This is a genomic window from Oleidesulfovibrio sp., assembly GCF_047973035.1.
In the GTDB taxonomy this organism is placed as follows: Bacteria; Desulfobacterota; Desulfovibrionia; order Desulfovibrionales; family Desulfovibrionaceae; genus Oleidesulfovibrio.
On the sequence record NZ_JBKEBF010000043.1, the window covers coordinates 113,896 to 134,275 of the forward strand.

Sequence of the window (20,380 nt, forward strand, 5' to 3'; positions counted from 1 at the left end):
TTTTTATTTAACTGTTATTTTCTGCAACGATAAGATGGATGGAAAGGCCTTTTTCCACGCCATGTAAATCGTTGTGGCGCACCGTAAATCCGGCCCCGGTCAGTTTGTCAGCCAAGGTGGACATATCAAACCCGAGCCAGCGGTCACCGTATTCTGTCCGCATCCGTTCATCTTCGTGCTTGTCAAAATCGGCCAATACCAGAATGCCGCCCTTGCTCAGCACACGTCGCACTTCCTTGAGCGCTGCTCCGGGATGCGACAGGTGGTGCAGCACCATGCTGACCACCGCAAAATCCGCTTCGCCATCTGCCAGCGGCAGATGTTCCAGATCGCCGATACGCAACGAAACCCGCTCGGCATCTTCTTCAAACCTGCGCCGCGCAAGCTCCAGCATACGGGGCGAACCATCAACGCCGATGACTTCATCAGCTTTCTGCATCATGGCCTTGAGCATCGTGCCGGTACCGCAGCCGAAATCTACCGCAACCTTACACTTGGGCATGTGCGATACAATGGCCTCCGGCAGGTCAAACTCGCCGATAACCTCGCGGTTAAGCTGATCCCAGTCTTCTGCAATGGCATTGAAAAACTGCCGCGTTTTGCGCGAACGTTCTTCAATAATCTTGCGCGCCATATCAAGGTCCGAATGCAGGGTGATATCTTTAGTCACAAAAGGCATTACGGCATTGATAAATTCACGCCCCGGACCCTCGTCCGGTGCGGAATAAAACACCCAAAGCCCATCACGGCGCGAGCTTAAGAGTCCTGCTCCGGTCATTATTTTTAAATGACGCGAAACACGCGACTGCCCCATCTCAAGGATGGCTACCAGTTCGTTAACGCTAAGCTCAAAACGATTGAGCACGTTAATAAGCCGCAGACGGGTTTCGTCTGACAAAGCTTTGAATAAAGCGAGTGCAGAAGACATATTGGCTGTTCCGGCGATTATTTTCAGTTTACTTGATAAATCTGAATCAAGAAAAGTTGATACAGATCTATCCAATTTCCAGAATACAGTCAATATGCATGGCGGGAAAAGTGGGTAGTTGCTCTTATATCGATAACAACGCTTGTAGTGCATGAAACACCCTTTCAGCACATAAGACTTTATTCGATATAATTAAGATGACTGCCAGCAACTCTGACTTTACGCTTTTTTACAGTCCGATTGACACACAATCCCGCCCGTCGTATCCCGCAGCTTACCGTGCGAAAGCGAACCTCGGGGTTGCGTTCAGTGCACGGCATGTTAATCATATCTGTATGGCTGCACTACAGCAGCCGGTACAGATACGGTACGGAGCCATCATGTCAATGTACGATATACACGCCCGCGACTTGCGCGATGCCATGCGCCGCCTTCTGGAAGAACGCGGCGGGGGGCTTTCGTTGCAGCTTATCAGGCTGTGGCAGCAGTGGGATGATGTAATGGGGCCGGACATTGCGCCTCTGGCAATTCCGCTGGGGCACCGCAAGCATACGCTCATAGTAGGTGCAGAAGACAATATGGCTCAGCAGGAGTTGACCTATTATACTATGGAAATTCTTGAGCGGGTTAATCAGTTCATCGGTGATGACCACTTTAATCGTGTTCAGGTAGACTTGCTGATGGGAAAAACCGACCTTGCCCGATTCAAAGCCTCTTCACATACAGTCCGTCGCTGGCAGCCCCCCAAGCCGGAAAATCTGGGCGGCCTTGAAGAACTGCTTGATCCGGAATCGCCTGTAACCCGCTGTTATAGAAAGTATGTGAAATATTTTGAGGACAAGACAAAAGGCTGATAACCAACAACACCCTGATGCCGCCAAACAGCCCTCGAAACTCTCACACCGCGCCGTACCTAATCCAGTACCAGCACAGCCGTAGACTCCAGCCCGTAATCACCGTCGCCATATTGTTGCCAGAATTCCGGCAACAGAAATGAGCGGACGGTATCCTCTTTATTATCCACGCGCCGGAAGCCTGTTTTCTCGTACGCTCTTATCGCCCTGTAATTTTTTTCTGAAGGACGTATCAGCATACGCCGGATGCCGCATTCATTGCGTAAATATTCCACAAGCAGACCAAGAGCCTTTGCCCCTAACCCTCTGCCGCAAAACGCCTTGCTCCGCATCCAGATATCCAGCTCCGCGCAGGCAGGAAGCAAATGAAACGAATTAGCGCAGACGCACCCCGCCTCCTGCTGTCCGGCTTCGATAATCCAGACAGAATCAGCAGTGCAGACATAGGGTGAATTCATTTCCTGCGCACAACCGTTAAAGCCGGACATGGCTGTTTTGCCTAGCACGACCATGTCAGGCGGTGCCATTTTAGTCACAAACATCCCGTCAAAAAAATCCTGCTGAAAATCTTCCCATGAAGGAACAGGATTCTCGGGGTAGTCCGGCAACCCCATATGCAGAGGGGCCGTGTCAGAAAGACAAAGCCATTCATATACCTTACTCCGCTCTTCCATAAAGGCACGGCGCAGGCGCACCTTCATATCACCCCCGAACTTCCAAAGTATTCATTGTCGTATACCCTTACTCGTCCCTTCACTGGTAATAAGTCAGGGGCAAATCAAATTCTTTGTTCGCGCAAAATACGTTGCTGCAAAATCACAAAGCCTGCCTGCAAACACAACGTACAGGTCGCAACACCGCTTGCTTCGTCCCTTTGCCCGGACAAAGGCATCACATAACGGTGCATCCGCCAACATTGGCATAGCATCTGTATAATCTAACAAAACAATAGGTTACACAAAATAAAAACATCTGTATATACACGGTCGTAAGTATCTGCACGGAACGCTTTCCCCTGATGATAAATGTACAGGCAGCGCCATTTCATTTTTTCACAGTTTTTTCTTGACGACAGGTATTGATTCTGTCAAAAAGCTTTTCCGCGCTGTGAAAACAGCAGGCCATGCGTCCCCATCGTCTAGCCTGGCCTAGGACACCTGCCTTTCACGCAGGCGACAGGGGTTCAAATCCCCTTGGGGACGCCACAGACATCAAAAGCACTTATGAATTCATAAGTGCTTTTTTTGTTATTGCCATACAAATTATGGCTGATCAGCCTGCATCTTTCCGTTCCTGTACTTTTTCCTACACCTGCCCTCAAAAAAGATGTATCATGTTCTCTACTACTCAATATTACTTTGTTTTTCATAGTGATTTGTAAAAAAGTACATGGAACGTGTTCTAACTTTTTCATGGCCCCAACAAGCAGGCTGGAATAATGAAGCTGTCACATTACGCTCTGAGCAAAACAACATTCCATACACGTTCATTTTTTTTATATATCACTCTACTCACAATCTCCATCCTGCTGTGCTTTGCTTCTATTACATACGCAGAGCGACCTTCCCTCACCCTTGGCGCAGCAGAAATGTGCAACTCTCAGCAGTTTGAAATTGTACAAAAAGTCTATAGTGCAATATTCGACAGAGCGGGATATGACGTAAAAATAAAAACGCTTCCGCTTACCAGAATGAGAAAGATGATTCAGGAAGGGCAAATAGACGGAGATTTTTTATCTATAGAAGAAGATGAAAAACTGAAAGGCCTGACGATACGCGTCAATACGCCTGTCTTTGCAGTTGATTATGCTATCTATACACGCAAAGACAGCTACCCTGAGCTGGCTTCTACAGAGGCCATTGCCAATTACAAAAGCAAAATTTTAAACATCGGATATATACGGGGATCGCTTTCTGCAGAAAAAGTAATACAACGTATTGCCCATGCACACCATGAATACCCGCTCAATCAACATGCACAATGCTTTGATATGTTGCGCCTAGGCAGAATAGACATTGTCATAGGTCCCGAAAGAGCTCTTGAATGCCTTAAGCAGCAACAACAACCACGGTACGATGAAATAACTATACGCGGTATCGCGTCTTCACTTCCCGGCTACATCTTCCTGACGCAAAAGCATGAAACGCTTGTTCCTGTGCTTGAATCTATCATCAGTTCCATGCAGGACGATGGTTCGATCTGGTCTATCGTCGAAAAACACTTAAGTGAGACTCCTACTCAATCCGCCGGACCAGACATTACGCAGCCGAAACAATAATGTCCTCCATACAGCCACAGGAATCCTCTTACGTTTCTAAACTTGCGTCATCCCCGCCGCAGCAGCACAATCACCGAACAAGCACGGAAAGGCGACGCTCCATCACCGGTGAAAGGGTGACACCGGCACAGCTTGTTTTGCACACGTCACTTACCTGAACCAAAAGAGAATAGCGTCCCCTCTGTGCAAAATGTATCTGCGATTCCGGATAGCCGGTACGGATTTTCGGCTTTACGTATTCCGCTGTGCTGCCAGTTTCTTCGGGTTGCGCAGAAATATTCACAACACGAAAGCTTCCCTCCGGCACTTCCACGTGTCCGGCCTTCACAACAAGAAAAAACGGCTGCCCGACCGCCGCATAAGGCACCCCATCCACAATATGATTTGCCTGAACCGCATTTTCATCTAAAACAATGCGGTATACCTCATCATTTTCTACTTCCACAGCTACCGCAGGCGAAGCATGTACTAGTACCGCAAGACAAAAAACTGCCAAAAGAGCAAAGCGGGACACAAAACAATAATTATCTATTTTCATTACACTACCTTGCACATCCTACCCCCTGTAATTTGACTTTACTTTCACGTAATACTCCTTTTTCGTGACGTAACGCAAGATTCACGGTATCAGAAACCATGAACAGCATTTCTTTGTTTAGACACATGCTCACGGACAACGCGGCAGTAACTACTTTTTTACAGCAATGGTCTGAACGGATGAATGCCGCAGGGTATCTGCAACACACCACAGCCAAACGCGAAGACTGCATTCAGTCGCTGCACGGTTTTCTGCACCCTGTTGTTCAGCGAATGCAGCAGCAACCTCCCCCAAGTTTTGAAGAACTTATCCGTAATGAGGAGCACTGGGCCGATGCTCTTGTCCAGTCAGCCAGACGCCATCGCCTACGCGGTATAACGCCCGCCATGTTTCTGGGATGCTTTAAAACCCTTGTACGCAGCGTGCACCACGTCATTGACCTATTGGAAGCAGAAGCCGGAGTAAAAAGTGATGTGCATCGCCTGACACAGCTTTTTGCAGATGCCTTCGAGGTCATTTTTGTCGAAGACTGGGCGACCTCCGTTTCTGAATTGTCCACACGCCAGCATGACGAAGCAAACAGGCTGCTCACGCTGGAGAAATGCCGCTTTGAAAACATCCTGAACACCACCTCCGATCTGGTTCTTGTGGTGGATAACAACGGAACTGTGACCAACTGTAATATGCCTCTACGGGATAAGGCAGGCAGCACCACGATCATCGGCACACACCTGTGGGATGTACTGGGGCTGGAAGGGCAAAGCATGGAAGACATTCTGCGCTACTACCCTCTGGGTTTATCATGTGAAATAATTCCGTTCAGACACGATTCCAGCGTATACCGTATGCAGGTGACGCCCCTGAGCACCGTCAGTCTTGCCAGCGACGAATACCTTGTCATGCTGACAAACATCACGCAGCACGCACAACAGCGTGAAACTTTAGAAACTATTGTGGAGAAACAAACGAACGCACTGCGACAGGAAAAGCTCCATCTGGAAGAAATGAACGTCACGTTGCGCAACGTGTTACACAGCATAGAGCGGGAACGGTCTGACATACTGAAAGAAATCTCCGCCCAGATACAGACAATGGTCATGCCCGCGCTGAACAAACTGGAAACGGAAAATGACAGTACGCTGCGTGCAGGCTATGCCGCTGTAGCCCGTGACCAGTTGCTGCATCTTGGAAACTCTGCGGATAACGCTATCAACCCGTTGTTACTCAAGCTGACCCATTCCGAGCTTCGTGTCTGCCAGTTCATACAGGCGGGTAACTCCACCAAAGACATCGCACAGCAGCTTAATCTGTCCGTGGAAACCATTCAGACTCACAGGAAAAACATACGGCGCAAGCTCGGCTTGCACGGTAAGGGCAACAACCTGTTTGCCTACCTGCGTGCCAACCCCATCAACACGCAAAACGGGTAGACCGGCATACCCATCGCATCCCCATTTTTTCCTCCTGTTGCCGAATCTTCCCCTGTACTAGGAATTACTAGCAACAGTCAGAGCAACACACCTGACAGGAGGACTTGTGACAACACCAATCATGTCCGGCGCGCCACCACAGGCCGGAGAAGAAACTCCGGAGCTCATTGCCGCATTGCGGGACTATTTTGTCGCTACGGACAAACACGAAATGTCCGCTGCTGCAGTGCGGTTGAGTGACCATGATGCAAGCCTTAAGAGTCTGGAAATAGACTGGCTGCAGGTGGAGTATGAATTCAACCGCCTGTTCACCGGCCCGGGAGCACTGCAGGCCCCGCCTTATGCTTCCGCCTATCTTGAAAACGAGCCCCGCCTTATGGGCAAGCCTGCACTTGAAGTTCGCGCACTGTACCGCACGCTCGGATTACGCGTTGCAGATGAGGGCAGCATTCCGGATGATCATATCGCCTTTGAGCTGGATGCCCTGCTGGCGTGCCATACCGAAGCAGAGTTTTCGCTGCGCTGCATTGGCGACAGGCCGTTGCAGGATAACTTTGTCACTATGTACCGCTGGTTTGTAGGCGAACATCTGGCCCGGTGGATTCCCCCGTTTATGGCGGCAGTACGCCGTCATGCCCATCCTCAGTCTCCCACACTTGCAGCAGCAAACCTGCTGGAAAGTGTTTTAAATACCCAGAAGCAGTCTGCCGGTATCTGTGGCTGTTTCAATCATGTTTCCTTGCAAACCGAAAAGGAGGGTGACCATGAGTAATCGCCCCTGCCGCCTTGACAGGCGCAGTTTTTTAAAGGGCGCAGCCGCTCTCGGCGCAGCATCCGTCCTGCCTTGCAGGTTGCTTATTCCGGATGCCAATGCAGCCACAAATCCATTCAACATTGCCAACTATCAGGTGTACCGCAACGCCTGCCCGCGCAACTGTTACGACACGTGCAGCATCAAAACATACGTCAAAGACGGTGTGGTAGAATTCGTGGAAGGTTCTCCCGAATCCACCTATACGCGGGGCGGGCTGTGCGTGAAGGGCTACTCATACACCCGCAGACCATATGATCCTGACCGTATCAAGTACCCCATGGTGCAAGACGGCAGACGCACCGGAAACTGGCGGCGCATTTCGTGGGATGAGGCTATTGACCGCATCGCCAAAAAAATTCTGGAAATCAAAGAAAAAGACGGTTCACTGCTGGGGCTCGGGCTTACCAAATATTCCGGCAACTTCGGCATTACAAACTACGGTGTCGAAGGAATGATGAGCTCCTTGGGGTACACCACCCGTTTTGTCGGCACCCCCTGCTGGCCCGCGGGAATTGATGCCCAGAATTACGACATGGGCAACATGTGGTGTAATGACCCCGAAGATATGGTGCACGCTCAGTACATCATTCTGTGGGGAGCCAACCCCGCATGGTGTTCCGTCCATTCCATGAAGTACATAATGGAAGCCCAGCGGCGCGGGGCAAAAGTCGTGGTGATCGACCCCGTACTTACCCAGACCGCGGCCAAGGGCGATATGTATCTGCAGCCCGGGCCTTCCACGGACGGGGCGCTGGCCCTTGGTATGGCACGGCATATTTTAGACAAAAACCTCGTGGACTATGACTTTGTTACCGAACACGCCAAGGGGTTTGAAGAATTTGCCCGCTACCTGAAAGACAACATTTCAGTGGAATGGGCTGCTGAAGTATGCGGTATTCCCGCGCAGACCATCAGGGAAGTTGCCGAAGAGTTTGCCTCGGCAGACCCTGCCACCATATGGATAGGGTACGGTATGCAGCGTCATGTAAACGGCGGCGCCACCGTGCGTGCCGTAGATGCGCTGGCAGCCATGACGGGCAATATCGGCAAAACAGGCGGCGGAGCGCGGTACGGTCACCTGCAGACGTGGGGATTCAACTACCACGCCATGATTCAAAAGCAGCCTGAAGGCTCTGTAGGCTTTACCGGCGGCGAGGCCGCCACAGGCGAATTCCACTTCATCGGCGGCGACAAAGCCAGCTACACAGACCGCACCGTCAACATCAACAAAACGGCTCAGGCCATTCTGGATACCAACGATCCCCCGATCCGCATGTTGTGGGTATCGTGCAAAAATCCCTTTGCACAGGACTTTGACCGGCCCAAGCTGCAAAAAGCCTTCGACAAGCTGGAAATGGTTGTCTCTGTGGAACAGTTCTTCACTGAAACCGTGGATAACTCCGACATAGTGCTGCCCGTGACCACGCTGTTTGAAGAATGGACCGTCAACGTTTCGTACTGGCATTACTGGCTGGCCCTTAATGAGCAAGCCATCAAGCCCATGCACGAAGCCAAAAACAACATCGAGATTGCGGCACTGCTTTCCAGACGCATGAATCAGCTCCAGCCGGGGTCATGCACATTCCCGCAGGAACTCGACACCAAAGAGTGGATGGAAAAAGAGTTTAACCAGGGCATTTATGAGCTGTTCGGCATAAACAGCTGGGAAGACCTCCGCAACGGCCCTGTCAAGGCGCGCCTGTCTTCTTCTGCATCGTGGAGTGACGGCAAATTCGGAACGCCTTCCGGCAAGTACGAATTCTACTCTGAAATATGCGCAGAGCACGGGCACAAGGCACTGCCGGAATACAAGGAAGGCCGCAAGCCCTATGCAGCGTTCCGTATGCTTACCCCGCATTCCAAGTTCGGCATTCATTCACAGTTCATCAACATCGACTGGATGCACGAATACAACAAGGAGCCTTTTGTCTACATCCACCCTGATGCGGCGGCAGAAAAAGGCATTGCCGACCTTGATACCGTACGCGTGTTCAACAAGGTGGGTGAAGTGCGGCTGAAGGCCAAGCTGACCCGCAATGTGGCCACAGACTGCCTGCTTATGTACACGCAGTGGTTCGGCAAAGGCACAACGTTCAACGTGCAGAATCTGGTAGATGACGAATCCGCCGACATGGGCGCGTACAAAGCCGGTGCCCCCGGTGTTGCCATCCACGGCCAGTATGCCGATGTGGAAAAGGTCTAAGGAGCACGCCATGAAAAAACAATATGCATTTCTTGTGGATGCCGAGCGCTGCATAGGTTGCTTTACCTGTGCCATGGCCTGCCGCAACTATTACCATCAGGTTAAAGGTGTCATCTGGCGTCATGTGTACCCGCTGGGCGAAGACATTTACCCACACCGCGAACGGGCATTTTTCTCGCTGGCCTGCAATCATTGCGAAAATCCGGCATGCCTGAACGTCTGCCCTGCCCGCGCCTATACAAAGCGTGAAGAAGACGGCGTGGTCATTCACCATCCCGAACGCTGCATCGGCTGCGGCAACTGTATCCGGTCGTGTCCCTACGGCGCGCCTAAATACAACCCCGAAGAGCGCAGGGCAGAAAAGTGCAGTCTCTGCCATGAACGTCTGGATGCAGGACTGAAGCCAGCCTGTGTGCAATCCTGTCCTGTGGACGCGCTGAAGCTGGTTGACCTTGCAGAACTGGACGAGCCTAACGCCGTGCAGTACCCCGCAGGGTTTCCCCGCCACCCTGACGTCAATCCTTCCACGCGGTTCATACTGCCCAGAATGCCCAAGCTGGCAAGGAGGTAACCATGCAGTCCATGGAATTACCATTGGTTGTTTTTACGGTTCTTTCGCAGGCTTCTGCCGGCCTTGCGCTGATGGGCACCGTGGCGGCTTGCGGCAACTCGGATTATGCGCCGGGAAAACGCGAATGGCTGGTTATCAGCGGTCTGATGATTCTCGGCATCTTCGGTTCCCTGTTCCATCTGGGGCATCCGTTCAAGGCCTATCTGGCCCTGTCGCATCTGGATAAGGCATGGCTCAGCCGGGAGGTTCTGGCTGCCGGATTCTTTGTGCCTGTCGCGCTTGCCGCTGCATTCACTGCCGACAGGAACGAAGGTAAAGGAGCCTCTCCTGTTCTCGGAATTATGGCTGTGGTTCTTGGCATTGTAACGGTTCTCGCCTCGGGCATGACCTATGCCCCGCCAGCACTGCCTGCCGTAAACAATGCTTTGCCTGCCGTGTTCTTTATGATTTCCGCAGTGGTACTGGGGTCGGGCTTTGCCAGCTGGTTTGCCGGTAAAGACCTTCAGCCCATGCTGGCACGGGTGTTTACCTGTGCGCTTGTGGTCGGGCTTGTCATCACGCTTGTTGCGCCCTGCGTGTGGCTTTCCGGCGGTGCTGTCATGCGGGCCACGGCCTTTGCATGGCTTGCCTCGCCGCTGTACTGGTTTCACGTAATCGCAGGTTTTGCCGTGCCGCTTTTCGTCATATGGCGCAGCCGCAGCATTCCCGTGTGGCTGCCGGTGCTGATACTGGTGGCAGAACTTGCCGGAAGGGCTGCATTCTTCAGCGACACACTGCATGCGGCGTCCAACATGGGCATGCCTTATTAATTAGCCATACACTCCGGTATGGTACGCCATACCGTTCAATCTGCCGTCCGGCAGACCCCCAGATCCTGTGCCGCGCAAGAACTTGCGCGGCACAATCTTCTGCTCTTCTCAATGCGGCTGCTTCCCCGATTCTTCCACCTGCAGGACGCAAAAAAAGCGGGCTGCATTACTGCAACCCGCCACGTAATCTTTAAGGCGAAACAGAAAAACTATCTAGTCCTGCTCCGGCACATCTTCCTCAGAAGTGTTCTGACTTGCCTGCTCCTGCTCTTTTTGCGGATGCACGTACACCTGTGCAGGATAGTTACCTTCCACCTGCGGCACCTGCAGTCCCAGCTTGGCCTCGTGGTTAATCAGAATCGGGCCGCTGAGGTTCAGCGCAGTTTTATCGGGCTGCCCGGGAGGAATGGACACAGTAACCAGCACAGCAACCTGACGGATATTTTTCAGACGCAGCAGCTTTTGCTCCGCATCGCCTACTTTTATCTGGTAGTCCTGCAAAAAGCTGTAGGGATCGGCCACAAGCAGTCCCAGACGAGGGTCGTCCAGACTTTGCAGCACAAGAAACGGCGCATCATCGCGCAGCTTGAGCAGCGTAAACTCATGCTGGCTTTCAAACCCCATGATGCCGCGCGGAAAGTAGATTATCTTACTGGGCAAGATGCTCTGCCTCCCTAGGCGTGTCTGAATTTCTATTTCTTTTTCGCGTGCCATAATTGAGTCGCTGCGAGCAAGTCAGCATCGCTGGTTTCAAGCGCCTGACGGTTCTGGTCACGAACGCGCATATACACCTCTTCACGATACACGGTCATATCACCGGGCACGTCGAGGCCGATCTTGATCTGCTTGCCCTGAACGCTCAGAACAGTGATCTTGATGTTATCACCCAGGTACAGGCTTTCTCCCGGGCGGCGCGTTAATATAAGCATACGCTGCTCGTTACAGGTAGTTGGTCAGGTTCATCTGCATGATCATGGAAGACGACTTCAGGACGCTGTTATAAATAAGCTGCTGCTGCGAAAGACGAGTCATCAGCTCCGCAACGTCCACATCTTCAACATTACTCATACGGCTTTTGTCGTCCAGTTCCAATGTTGTCAATACATTTTTGGCAACTTCAAGGCGATTCTCACGTCCGCCCACACTGGCAGCCTGAGTCATAACATGCTTTGCCACATCGTCCAAAGCAGCCAGTGCACGCTGTATCCCTTCCTGATTGTTTGTCTCTGCAAACGCCACAAGTTCGCCTACAGTTTCAAACAGATTGTTCGTGCCGCCGCCAAGAGCAACCTGCGGCCCCGAACCGTCCGGAGGATTATATATGCCGCCGAAAATATCTTTGCCCACACCGTTGATGGTAAGAAATTCATTAGGCGAAATTTCAAGCTGAATATCTGCCCTGCTGGGGCGTACGACAAACTGCGCGCCGGAAAGTCCGGTACTGCCAGCACCGGAAGCAAGTTCTAGAAAACCGCCGGGAATCAACAACGAGGCGGAACTGCCGGCACCGGATGTCGTATTGCCTTCCACCCAGGTGTTGCCGTTATCAATGCTGTACGAATAGGTAAGATTGCCGCCAAGAGTGTTGCCGGAGTCTATCCGTACCATCACATCGTTTTTAAAATAGCCGTTACCTGAGGCGTTGATATTGCTCGCACCATATTTCTGGACAACTATCTGGTCATTATCATCGCCCTGATAGACTGCCGTAGGCCGGACATACAGCCATGTGCCGTTATCCGTTTCGTGCGGATTATCCGGATCAACAGTGGTCACAGTCCGCCCTGCGGGCAATTCCACGTGCACGCTGCCCGCGGCAATGGTTGTTCCACCGGCAGAAAGAGAGCCGGTTTCCCATGTCTTGCCGCCGTCGTTACTGTAGCGGTATGTCAGGGCATCAACGCCTACCTGTCCATCACTGGTAAACTGCACCAGCATAGTTTTATCCAGACTGCCGCTGACAGAGAACGATGCGCCGGAAAAAGCGGGATCAACAGTTGAAACATTCAAACCCTGCACAAAGGCCGGTTTGTCCGTCTTATGACCGGAAAAAATGTGCCTGCCTTCAACTTCCGTGTTGGCAAGGTTGATAAGCTGCTCGTACTGCTCCCGCAATTCAAAGCTGATCTGCTCACGGTTGCTAGCGTCCAGTGTGCCTGTGGCGGCCTGCTGGGCAAGTTCTTTAATACGGGTAAGAACAGTATTTACCTGAGTAAGGGTCTGATCTGCGGTTGCCAGCCAGCTGGTCGCGGTATCAACGCTGTTCCTGTACTGCTGGATAGCAGCAATGGAATCGCGGTATCCGAGCACTCGCGCAGCGCCGATGGGATCATCCGAAGGTTTGTTAATGCGCTTCATGCTGGAAGCCTGAATATTGGATTCCATCAGATTCGACAGCGACATATTCATGTTGCCGATAAAATTATCAAAAAGACTGCGCTGAGACACCCGCATCGTATTATCCTCCGCCTCTGCTCTTTGTATTCAGAAAGAGCCTGACTGGCCGAAAACTATTGTTTAAGACCCAAAAGCACCTGCAACATTTCATCCGCCGTTGTTACCAGCTTGGCGGCTGCCTTGTACGAGTGCTGAAATTTAACAAGACTGCTCATCTCTTCATCAAGGTTCACACCGGCAACAGAATCCTGACGCTCGCTCAAATCATCTGCCAGCGTGCCGTAAAAATCGCTCCCGAACTTTGCCTTGGCAGTATCGGAGCCTACATTTGCGGAAATACTGTTAAAGTACTCCGACAATGACTGACTGCTGCCTTTTTCGTAAGACGTTGGGATATCAAGCTTTTTTGTAGCCAGACCATAAATGGCGTTTGCCGTGCTGTTGTCACCCTGATTCGCCTCACCGCCGCCGTTCACGCGCCCCGCGTTGATAAAGTTCACGTTGGCCTGAATTTCAGGCCGGACACCTAGCGTAACTGCAGAGTCTCCCTGGAAAAAAGTATTGATGCCAAGCGCTGCCAGAAGTCCGGTAGAGTCATCCGCAAGGCCGAACTCGTACCCGTCCTTGGCGTCGATAACCAATTGATTATCTGCAATGGTCGCAGTCACATACGTGCCATGCGTGTTGTTGATGGCGTTCATCACGTCGGTCAGGTTGTGTATGGCAGGGTTAAAGCTTGCACCACTGCCGAAATCCAGAGGACCGAACGAAGCACCTGAGGCAAGTTCGCCTGAAGCAGAATCAAAAAAATACATGGTCAGGTTGCCGGACTGCAGCTTGTCGAAATACGACAGGCCCGAAGCAGCGCTGCCCAGCGGAATGGAAGCATCATTCACGCTGTCATTGCCGCGTGCGTATTCAAGGTTATCAAGCCCTGCGCCCTGACTGTGCAGAAAGTTCACCTGCCATGCCAGTTCACGGGAAAATGCGTCCAGCTTTTCCTGATACTTGCCGAGGTTGGCATCGCGGAAGTTAAAGTATCCGGCCAGCGAACCGCCCACCAGCCTGCGGGGGTTGTCGCCACCTTCGGCAAAAACCATGGGGGAAATATTCAGCGGTTCCGTTGTCGGACGTATCCAATACAGCGCGCTTTTAGGCACGATGTTAAACTGGTCACCCGCAGCAAGATCGTTTGTACCGGCATTGAAGTAAATCTCCAGCCCGTCCACGTTGACCTTACCGGTCTCGGAGTTTGCGCTGAAGGTCTTGGGCAGGCCCGTTGTTTCATCTGTCAGCCAGGTACGTCCGCCGTCATACGATACTTTAAAGGTGGCCCCGCCATCCACAGCTCCGCCGGCAACCATTTCCAGCGTATACTCGCGTGCAGATGAGCCTTCAAAAACAACTTCGCCGTCAAAAGGCGGATCACCCTTGATAATGGCGCTGGCTTTGGGCCCTTCAAATTTCAATTCAAAAGATTCTTCGCCGTCAACCAGCGTATGACCGGCCTTTGTATTTACCACAAACTCGCCGCTGCCTTTATCAATGACGTCCACATCAATAATGGCTGCAAGTTCGCGCACTTTCTGGTTACGCTGGTCCAGCAGCGTATTCGCGTTGTTCTGCCCGGGAATATCGTGCACCTGAATGGAACGGTTCAGCTCTGCGATGTCTTTGATAAGCTTGTTCGCTTTATCAACATCCTGCTGAATGTACTGATCCATCTGATGCTCCAGCTTACGCATCGATTCGGCAGTACCGTTGATCAGGGTTGTCAGGCTCTGGGTATGCGCGAGCAGCGCTTCACGCGTGGCTTTATCGTCCGGCCGCTGCGCAAGCTGCTGCCAGTCGTTGAAAAACTGTGAAAGCGATGCATTGATGCCCTGCGAGTTGGACTCGTTAAACAGGCTTTCAACGCTTTGCAGCATCTGATGCTGTGCTTTCCAACGCTGCTCGGTAGCAAAGTGGTCATGGTATTCTTCTTCAATAAAACGGTTAAAATACCTGAACACTTCTGCAGCCTTAACGCCGGTACCCATCTGACCGGGCTTCCAGTCGATGGGTGTTTTGGCTTCAAAGCGCACTGCCTGCCGCGAATACCCGGGGGTATTGACGTTGGCAATGTTGTTACCTGTGGTCTGGATAGCACTTTGCGAAGCAAACAGCGCGTCCTTACCAACGCTGAGCAGCGAGTTAAGCGTCATTACAGCCTCCCGCTAAGCAACGCAGCCTGCGGCCTGTGCGTAGTATAACGGCCACGACCGCCATAGGTGGTACGGGTTTCAGGCTGAATACGCTCATGCATGAACTCCAGCATCTTCTGGCTCTGATCCATAAGGGCCAGTGCCAGTTCTGCGTTACGCGAAGCTGCACGAGAGCAGACTTGCTCAAGGTCGTCGATACGCTGCAAAAGCTCTATGACAGGCCGCGCAACCTCGTCATCAAGGCTGTCGCAGTAGTCAAGCAGACGCACACCGTTCATGGATTCCTTAAGCGCAAGACGCTCGTCCGCCACCTGACGCACAAGCTCGTGTATCATCATTTCCGTGCGGCTCACCTCGTCAGGGTGACGCTCACGCAAGTGGGAAAACTCTTCCTCAAGCAGCAGCTCAAGGTATTCCAACGCGCCCTTCTGGCGGACAAGATTGCCGAGCAGATTACCGGTCATATCCTTACCTCCGTCAACCGCGTTTTCCTATTGAAAGCCCCGCCATCAGCCTGTTTCTGATCTGTTCGGGGTTCCATGCAAGCTCGCCCTGACGTACTTCAAAGTGCAGATGCGGGCCTGTGGAGCGGCCTGTATTACCAACCTCAGCAATTTTCCTGCCAGCGGCAACCTGATCACCTACTTTGACGGAAATTTCACTGTTATGGCCGTAATAGCTGCGCCATCCTCCGGCATGCTCAAGCACTACCAGATTGCCATTGTCGCCTTTTTCCCCTGCAAAGATTACTTTACCGTCCCAGCAGGCAGCCACAGGGTCGCCTTCGTTACCGACAATATCAACACCTGCATGCCACTCGCGCTGTCCGGTAAAAGGATCAGGCCGCCAGCCGAAGCCGGAGGTAATCCTCCCGGGGATGGGCCAGTGCATGGAATTGAGAGAACCTTCAGGGTCAACGGCCCCGCCAACTCCTCCTGCACCTGTAACCTCGGCACCTTCAGCCGTTTTTTCCGCTTCGGCATTTTTAAGGATTCGCTGCGCCAGCTCTTCTACCTGAGTAAACACCCTGGCATCTTCGGCTGAAAACGCAGGTGGTACCACAACTGGTGTAGCCGGTTTGGCGGATTCGGGAGCAGTACCGGCCTGTTGCGCAGCTTCCGCATTGTTACCCGTCTGGGCATCAAGCGGCGTGTACAACGGCTCTTCTTCACCATTCAAAGCAACTTCCGGTGCAGGGGCAGTACCTGCGTCTTCGGGCGGAAGCTTGGCGCCATCTTTAAGCGAAAGCGACCGGACGTCTCTTGCGTCTGCCATTCCCGCCGGAGAAGTGACACGGCTGGCATTTTCCAGCTGGCCCTGCAACTGCTCATACAACATGTCCGCCAGCCCGATGCCTCCTGCCGAAGCCATTTTTTTGGAAAGCTCAACGTCAAACAGAGACTGGTACATTTCTTCGTCCCGGCTGTGCAGATACCCTTCCTTGGGCACTGTGGCGCGCATCTGCTGCCACAGCTTCTGGATAAACAGAGACTCAAACCCCTCGCACGATTCCCGCAGCCGCTGTTCACGCGACTTGTTGTCTCCAAGGCGCGACCGCAGGGCATCCATTTCGCGCTTGCGACGGATGAGGTCCTGCCCTTCCAGATTGGAAACAGCCATTTGAGAATCAAATGCGGGGCCGCTCATGTTAGATTACCTCCAGCTCTGCATGCAGTGCACCGGCAGCCTTAAGCGTACGCAGTATGGAAATGAGATCGCGCGGAGTAGCGCCGATGGAGTTAAGCCCATCGACCAGTTCCTGCAGCGTTGCACCTTCCATCATGACAAGGCGCTTGCTTTCTTCCTGTGCGGCAATATCGGTCTGCGGAGTAACCACGGTCTGCCCCGGACTGAATGCGCCGGGCTGCGAAACCTGCGGGTTTTCCTGCACAACAATCTGCAGACTGCCGTGCGACACAGCCACTTTGGAAATACGCACGCTGTTGCCCACCACAACGGTACCGGTCTTTTCATCCACAACCACGCGGGCAGGGCTGTCCGGCGTTACGGAAAGATTTTCCAAAGAGGCCATCAGCGGCACAAGGTTTCCCCTGTACGCAGGCGGAATCATAATATCCACAGTTGCGATATCACGCGCATTGGCAAACTGACCGCCCATGTTGTCGTTCAACCTGTCCACAACCTGCATGGTGGTAGAAAAGTCCTGCACATTCATATGCAATGTCAGCTTGTTCTGTGTATTAAATTCAAATGGGATGGCACGTTCCACAACGGCCCCGCCGGGAATGCGGCCCACGGTCGTCACGTTTTTCTGGGCACGGGCTCCGTCACCTTCTGCGGAAAAGCCGCCCAGTGCCAGGGGACCTTGCGCCAGAGCGTACACCTTGCCGTCCACACCTTTCATGGGGGTCATCAGCAGAACGCCGCCCAAAAGGCTTGTGGCATCGCCCAGTGACGATACTGTAATATCAAGGCGTGAACCGGGGCGCGCCGAAACAGGCATACGCGCTGTAACCATGACTGCGGCAACGTTTTTGGGTGTCAGCTTGGAGCGGTCAACGGCAATGCCCATTTTATCAAGCATGTTGACCATGGAGCTTACCGTAAAGGTAGACGATTTTTTGTCTCCCGTTCCGCCAAGTCCTACCACAAGGCCGTACCCCATCAGATCGTTATCGCGCACACCGCCGAACGTGGCGATATCCTTGATACGCACGGCTTCTGCCGGTGCAGGAACTGTCAGCACGATGGCAGCCAGCAATATGACGGCCAGCGCGGCGCGCGATATAAAGTTATGAAAATGCACAGTCATGCCTGAAGGCTCCTAGAACGGCCAGAAGTTATCCATGAGTCTGGTAAACCAGCCCACGCGCTGCTTGTCGGAAATCACGCCCTTGCCGTAGTAGGAAATACGCGCATCTGCCATCTGGGTAGACATGACAGAGTTATCATCGGAAACATCAGTAGAGCGTACAAGGCCGCTGACCATGACTATCTGGGTTTCTTCGTTCACGCGGGTTTCACGCGAACCTTCAACCTGCAGCAAGCCGCCGGGCAGTACCTTGGTCACACGCGCTGCAATGGTGGCGGTAACCGTGTTTTCACGGGTCGTCTCACCGTCGCCGGAAAAATCACTATTGGAACTGAACTTCAGAAGAGGCACTTCACCAGTGTTGCCGCTAAGCAACGCCTGACCGGGAATGATACCTACTTTGCTGCGCCCGAAGAATGAATCCACACCGAATGAACCTGTGGACTCTTTGTTGGCATCCGTCGAGGCCTTGTTTTTGGCCTTGGAGTTTTCGACAATATTAATAAGGACAATGTCCCCGACCCGACGCGCACGGTAATCGGCATACAGCAGGTCTGCGTTTTCATCACTGAACAGCGAGCCGGGGTTATCAGCTTTTTCCTGCGGCGTAGTCACCACAGGCGGCGGCATAAGGCCGGGGTCAGGCATGGGAGCCTGTTTGGTGGCAGTGCAGCCGGCCAGAACCAGCGCTATCAACATTATTATGGCGTATCTCATGATGCTATCTCCTCCGGACGGCCTGATAAAAGGCAGCTGACCGGCTATCTCACTACTACGGTGGCCGAATCCTTGACGGTGGCAAACACCTGTCTGCGACTTTGCAAGTTCCGAACCGGAATGGCCTCACCGAGAGCCCCGTCGGCCATAGCCTCGGCCGGAACGCTTAGAACAATGCGCTTTCCCTGATAAACAAGGTCTACCTGCGCCCCCCGAGCAATGGTGGGCATTATTTCCAGATCAGCCGCATAAATAACCTGCTCGCGCCCGACAGGCCGCGAAAGACGCCACGGGCCGCCTTTGCCGTCCCACGGCTCCCCGCGCAGATACGCTTTATTCTTACGCACCATTGTCACGGAATCCGGTCCCAGAAGATCGCCCCTGTTCAGCGGCAGAGAAGCGGCAGGCACACCTACCCAGACATCGACAAAGACGCTGCCGGTTGCCTGTGAAACGACTTCGCCTGTGGGACGGACTTCCGCCAGACGCAACGACAGGCGCCCCGCACGTACCTCGTTGGTAAGCAGCTCGATTTTATTGATGGGATCTTCAATGAACAGGAACGAAGGCAATCTGTAATCACGCAACGATGCTTCACCGCCCAAGGCTCTGATGCGGGGTGTCAAAGCTTCGACAATCACTTTGTGCAACGTAGCCTGATCGTACAGGCCACCGCCTTTCTGGATAGCTATGGAGGAAGGATACAGACAGTTACGGTGATATTCCGGTAAATAGCTACGCATGGCACGCTTCAGGCGCGGACCGGTAATGCTCATGGCCCGTCCTGTTTTTTCAGGGGCAGGCCAGAGAGGTTGCTTTGAAAGCGTCTTCCAGAGCTTTTCAGGCATTTCGCCGACCGGATAGGCAATTTCGCCCAGCAACACGGTGCCGCCTTTGACAACTGCAGCTTCCCGCAGTTGCAGACGCCATGTGCCGGTTAGCGTAGCCTGTGCCTGCGATACGCAAAGCATAGCGGCCAGCACCAGCAGACACGCCAGTACCGCCAGCGATACCGGCGCTGTGCGCCCTTTCTGTAACCCTCTGCAAAACATAGCCATGAACCTCCTCCCCTCAGAAACTAGCCGCGTTTAAGCTCAGTGGCTGTCTGCAGCATCCTGTCAGATGTCTGAATAGCTTTAGAGTTCATTTCGTACGCACGCTGGCCCACAATCATGTTGACCATTTCATCCACGACTTCAACGTTGGACATTTCAAGAAAGCCCTGAGCAACCGTGCCTACGTTATCTTCGCCGGGAACACCTTCCGTAGCCACGCCCGATGCCTCTGATTCAAGGTACAGGTTACGACCTGCAGCCTGAAGGCCTGCGGGGTTGATGAAGGTGTATAAGGGAATATCCGCGGCAGCCAGCTCTTCACCGTTTTTGTCCAGTGCGGCAATGTGACCGTTTTCCGTCACCACTACGTTTTTCGTTTCGGGCGGTACGGTAAATTCCGGCTCAAGGGGGTACCCGTTGGCTGTTACCACGGTGCCGTCCTGATTCAGCTTAAACGCACCCGCACGGGTGTAGGCAGGCTCACCGTTTACGGTTACCTGAAAAAAGCCGTCGCCTTCGATGGCAAGGTCAAGCGGGTTACCGGTGTTGGAATAATCACCCTGCGTAAAGAACTTGTGCACAGTGGTGGGCCGCACACCCAGACCAACCTGAATACCTGTGGGAATACGCTGATCATTACCGGTTACAGAACCGGCGATCTTCATATTCTGGTACATAAGGTCTTCAAACTCCGCTCTGCTCTTCTTAAAGCCGAGCGTGTTCACGTTGGCAAGGTTGTTCGAAATGGTATCGATATTAAGCTGCTGGGCGATCATGCCTGTCGCAGCAGTCCAGAGAGAACGCATCAT

20 protein-coding genes and 1 tRNA gene are annotated in these 20,380 nt (G+C 52.8%); 8 read left to right on the plus strand and 13 right to left on the minus strand.

Going from position 1 to position 20,380, the window contains the following annotated elements:
- Positions 1–7: 7 nt before the first annotated feature.
- Complete coding sequence (locus tag ACK5LI_RS15635) at positions 8–928, minus strand: ArsR/SmtB family transcription factor (protein WP_416951072.1); 921 nt, start codon at positions 926–928, stop codon at positions 8–10.
- A 380-nt stretch (positions 929–1,308) separates the two neighbouring features.
- Between ACK5LI_RS15635 and ACK5LI_RS15640 the strand changes: the two genes are divergently transcribed.
- A complete protein-coding gene (locus ACK5LI_RS15640) occupies positions 1,309–1,782 on the plus strand; it encodes a DUF721 domain-containing protein (RefSeq protein WP_416951074.1) in 474 nt (157 codons plus the stop codon).
- 59 nt (positions 1,783–1,841) lie between these two features.
- Here the strand turns inward: ACK5LI_RS15640 and ACK5LI_RS15645 are convergent, their stop codons facing one another.
- Positions 1,842–2,483 (minus strand): GNAT family N-acetyltransferase, encoded by a 642-nt coding sequence (locus ACK5LI_RS15645; protein WP_416951076.1) that lies wholly within the window; start codon positions 2,481–2,483, stop codon positions 1,842–1,844.
- 426 nt (positions 2,484–2,909) lie between these two features.
- Here ACK5LI_RS15645 and ACK5LI_RS15650 point away from each other — a divergent pair.
- Both ACK5LI_RS15650 and ACK5LI_RS15655 read left to right on the plus strand, forming a co-directional pair.
- Positions 2,910–2,987 (plus strand) — tRNA-Glu (locus tag ACK5LI_RS15650).
- A gap of 233 nt (positions 2,988–3,220) precedes the next feature.
- Positions 3,221–4,060 (plus strand): substrate-binding periplasmic protein, encoded by an 840-nt coding sequence (locus tag ACK5LI_RS15655; protein ID WP_416951078.1) that lies wholly within the window; start codon positions 3,221–3,223, stop codon positions 4,058–4,060.
- Positions 4,061–4,130: 70 nt separating this feature from the next.
- Here ACK5LI_RS15655 and ACK5LI_RS15660 read toward each other — a convergent pair whose 3' ends face one another.
- Complete coding sequence (locus ACK5LI_RS15660; protein ID WP_416951080.1) at positions 4,131–4,598, minus strand: hypothetical protein; 468 nt, start codon at positions 4,596–4,598, stop codon at positions 4,131–4,133.
- Positions 4,599–4,696: 98 nt separating this feature from the next.
- Between ACK5LI_RS15660 and ACK5LI_RS15665 the strand changes: the two genes are divergently transcribed.
- The 5 genes from ACK5LI_RS15665 (at position 4,697) to ACK5LI_RS15685 (ending at position 10,425) form a co-directional block, all read left to right on the plus strand.
- On the plus strand, positions 4,697–6,028 hold the full coding sequence (locus ACK5LI_RS15665) for a LuxR C-terminal-related transcriptional regulator (protein ID WP_416951082.1): 1,332 nt from the start codon (positions 4,697–4,699) through the stop codon (positions 6,026–6,028).
- A gap of 106 nt (positions 6,029–6,134) precedes the next feature.
- Entirely contained in the window at positions 6,135–6,800 is a 666-nt protein-coding gene (locus tag ACK5LI_RS15670; protein ID WP_416951084.1) for a TorD/DmsD family molecular chaperone, read from the plus strand.
- Positions 6,793–9,045, plus strand: coding sequence for a molybdopterin-dependent oxidoreductase (locus tag ACK5LI_RS15675; RefSeq protein WP_416951086.1), 2,253 nt, complete (start codon positions 6,793–6,795; stop codon positions 9,043–9,045). Before ACK5LI_RS15670 ends, ACK5LI_RS15675 begins: the two co-directional genes overlap by 8 nt.
- Before the next feature lie 10 nt (positions 9,046–9,055).
- Positions 9,056–9,616, plus strand: coding sequence for a 4Fe-4S dicluster domain-containing protein (locus tag ACK5LI_RS15680; RefSeq protein ID WP_416951088.1), 561 nt, complete (start codon positions 9,056–9,058; stop codon positions 9,614–9,616).
- A gap of 2 nt (positions 9,617–9,618) precedes the next feature.
- The gene (locus ACK5LI_RS15685; protein WP_416951090.1) at positions 9,619–10,425 is read left to right on the plus strand and encodes a dimethyl sulfoxide reductase anchor subunit family protein; all 807 of its coding nucleotides are present in this window, start codon (positions 9,619–9,621) and stop codon (positions 10,423–10,425) included.
- Positions 10,426–10,638: 213 nt separating this feature from the next.
- Here the strand turns inward: ACK5LI_RS15685 and fliW are convergent, their stop codons facing one another.
- From fliW to flgG, 10 genes are read right to left on the minus strand one after another with little or no spacing between them, the layout of a single operon-like run.
- A complete protein-coding gene (fliW, locus tag ACK5LI_RS15690) occupies positions 10,639–11,139 on the minus strand; it encodes a flagellar assembly protein FliW (RefSeq protein ID WP_416951092.1) in 501 nt (166 codons plus the stop codon).
- Positions 11,118–11,354, minus strand: a complete 237-nt coding sequence (gene csrA / locus ACK5LI_RS15695; protein WP_416951094.1) for a carbon storage regulator CsrA — start codon at positions 11,352–11,354, stop codon at positions 11,118–11,120. The genes fliW and csrA overlap by 22 nt, the downstream gene beginning before the upstream one ends.
- A 10-nt stretch (positions 11,355–11,364) precedes the next feature.
- Positions 11,365–12,879 (minus strand): flagellar hook-associated protein FlgL, encoded by a 1,515-nt coding sequence (gene flgL / locus ACK5LI_RS15700; RefSeq protein WP_416951096.1) that lies wholly within the window; start codon positions 12,877–12,879, stop codon positions 11,365–11,367.
- 56 nt (positions 12,880–12,935) lie between these two features.
- A complete protein-coding gene (gene flgK / locus ACK5LI_RS15705; RefSeq protein ID WP_416951098.1) occupies positions 12,936–15,026 on the minus strand; it encodes a flagellar hook-associated protein FlgK in 2,091 nt (696 codons plus the stop codon).
- Entirely contained in the window at positions 15,026–15,490 is a 465-nt protein-coding gene (flgN, locus tag ACK5LI_RS15710; RefSeq protein WP_416951100.1) for a flagellar export chaperone FlgN, read from the minus strand. The genes flgK and flgN overlap by 1 nt, the downstream gene beginning before the upstream one ends.
- 13 nt (positions 15,491–15,503) lie before the next feature.
- Positions 15,504–16,673, minus strand: a complete 1,170-nt coding sequence (locus ACK5LI_RS15715; protein WP_416951102.1) for a peptidoglycan DD-metalloendopeptidase family protein — start codon at positions 16,671–16,673, stop codon at positions 15,504–15,506.
- Between the two features lies 1 nt (position 16,674).
- Positions 16,675–17,799, minus strand: a complete 1,125-nt coding sequence (locus ACK5LI_RS15720) for a flagellar basal body P-ring protein FlgI (RefSeq protein ID WP_416951104.1) — start codon at positions 17,797–17,799, stop codon at positions 16,675–16,677.
- 12 nt (positions 17,800–17,811) lie between these two features.
- Positions 17,812–18,516: a flagellar basal body L-ring protein FlgH gene (locus ACK5LI_RS15725; protein ID WP_416951105.1), complete on the minus strand. Its 705-nt coding sequence runs from the start codon at positions 18,514–18,516 to the stop codon at positions 17,812–17,814.
- Positions 18,517–18,560: 44 nt separating this feature from the next.
- Positions 18,561–19,574 carry a flagellar basal body P-ring formation chaperone FlgA gene (flgA, locus tag ACK5LI_RS15730; protein WP_416951107.1) on the minus strand — a complete coding sequence of 338 codons (1,014 nt, stop codon included), beginning with the start codon at positions 19,572–19,574 and terminating at the stop codon, positions 18,561–18,563.
- A gap of 20 nt (positions 19,575–19,594) precedes the next feature.
- Positions 19,595–20,380, minus strand: coding sequence for a flagellar basal-body rod protein FlgG (flgG, locus tag ACK5LI_RS15735; protein ID WP_416951109.1), 786 nt, complete (start codon positions 20,378–20,380; stop codon positions 19,595–19,597).

Coding starts and splice junctions, on each gene's coding strand:
- ACK5LI_RS15635 (WP_416951072.1), bottom strand. CDS start 928: ATGTCTTCTGCACTCGCTTTATTCAAAGCTTTGTCAGACGAAACCCGT.
- ACK5LI_RS15640 (WP_416951074.1), top strand. CDS start 1,309: ATGTCAATGTACGATATACACGCCCGCGACTTGCGCGATGCCATGCGC.
- ACK5LI_RS15645 (WP_416951076.1), bottom strand. CDS start 2,483: ATGAAGGTGCGCCTGCGCCGTGCCTTTATGGAAGAGCGGAGTAAGGTA.
- ACK5LI_RS15655 (WP_416951078.1), top strand. CDS start 3,221: ATGAAGCTGTCACATTACGCTCTGAGCAAAACAACATTCCATACACGT.
- ACK5LI_RS15660 (WP_416951080.1), bottom strand. CDS start 4,598: ATGAAAATAGATAATTATTGTTTTGTGTCCCGCTTTGCTCTTTTGGCA.
- ACK5LI_RS15665 (WP_416951082.1), top strand. CDS start 4,697: ATGAACAGCATTTCTTTGTTTAGACACATGCTCACGGACAACGCGGCA.
- ACK5LI_RS15675 (WP_416951086.1), top strand. CDS start 6,793: ATGAGTAATCGCCCCTGCCGCCTTGACAGGCGCAGTTTTTTAAAGGGC.
- ACK5LI_RS15680 (WP_416951088.1), top strand. CDS start 9,056: ATGAAAAAACAATATGCATTTCTTGTGGATGCCGAGCGCTGCATAGGT.
- ACK5LI_RS15685 (WP_416951090.1), top strand. CDS start 9,619: ATGCAGTCCATGGAATTACCATTGGTTGTTTTTACGGTTCTTTCGCAG.
- fliW (WP_416951092.1), bottom strand. CDS start 11,139: ATGGCACGCGAAAAAGAAATAGAAATTCAGACACGCCTAGGGAGGCAG.
- csrA (WP_416951094.1), bottom strand. CDS start 11,354: ATGCTTATATTAACGCGCCGCCCGGGAGAAAGCCTGTACCTGGGTGAT.
- flgL (WP_416951096.1), bottom strand. CDS start 12,879: ATGCGGGTGTCTCAGCGCAGTCTTTTTGATAATTTTATCGGCAACATG.
- flgK (WP_416951098.1), bottom strand. CDS start 15,026: ATGACGCTTAACTCGCTGCTCAGCGTTGGTAAGGACGCGCTGTTTGCT.
- flgN (WP_416951100.1), bottom strand. CDS start 15,490: ATGACCGGTAATCTGCTCGGCAATCTTGTCCGCCAGAAGGGCGCGTTG.
- ACK5LI_RS15715 (WP_416951102.1), bottom strand. CDS start 16,673: ATGAGCGGCCCCGCATTTGATTCTCAAATGGCTGTTTCCAATCTGGAA.
- ACK5LI_RS15720 (WP_416951104.1), bottom strand. CDS start 17,799: ATGACTGTGCATTTTCATAACTTTATATCGCGCGCCGCGCTGGCCGTC.
- ACK5LI_RS15725 (WP_416951105.1), bottom strand. CDS start 18,516: ATGAGATACGCCATAATAATGTTGATAGCGCTGGTTCTGGCCGGCTGC.
- flgA (WP_416951107.1), bottom strand. CDS start 19,574: ATGGCTATGTTTTGCAGAGGGTTACAGAAAGGGCGCACAGCGCCGGTA.
- flgG (WP_416951109.1), bottom strand. CDS start 20,380: ATGATGCGTTCTCTCTGGACTGCTGCGACAGGCATGATCGCCCAGCAG.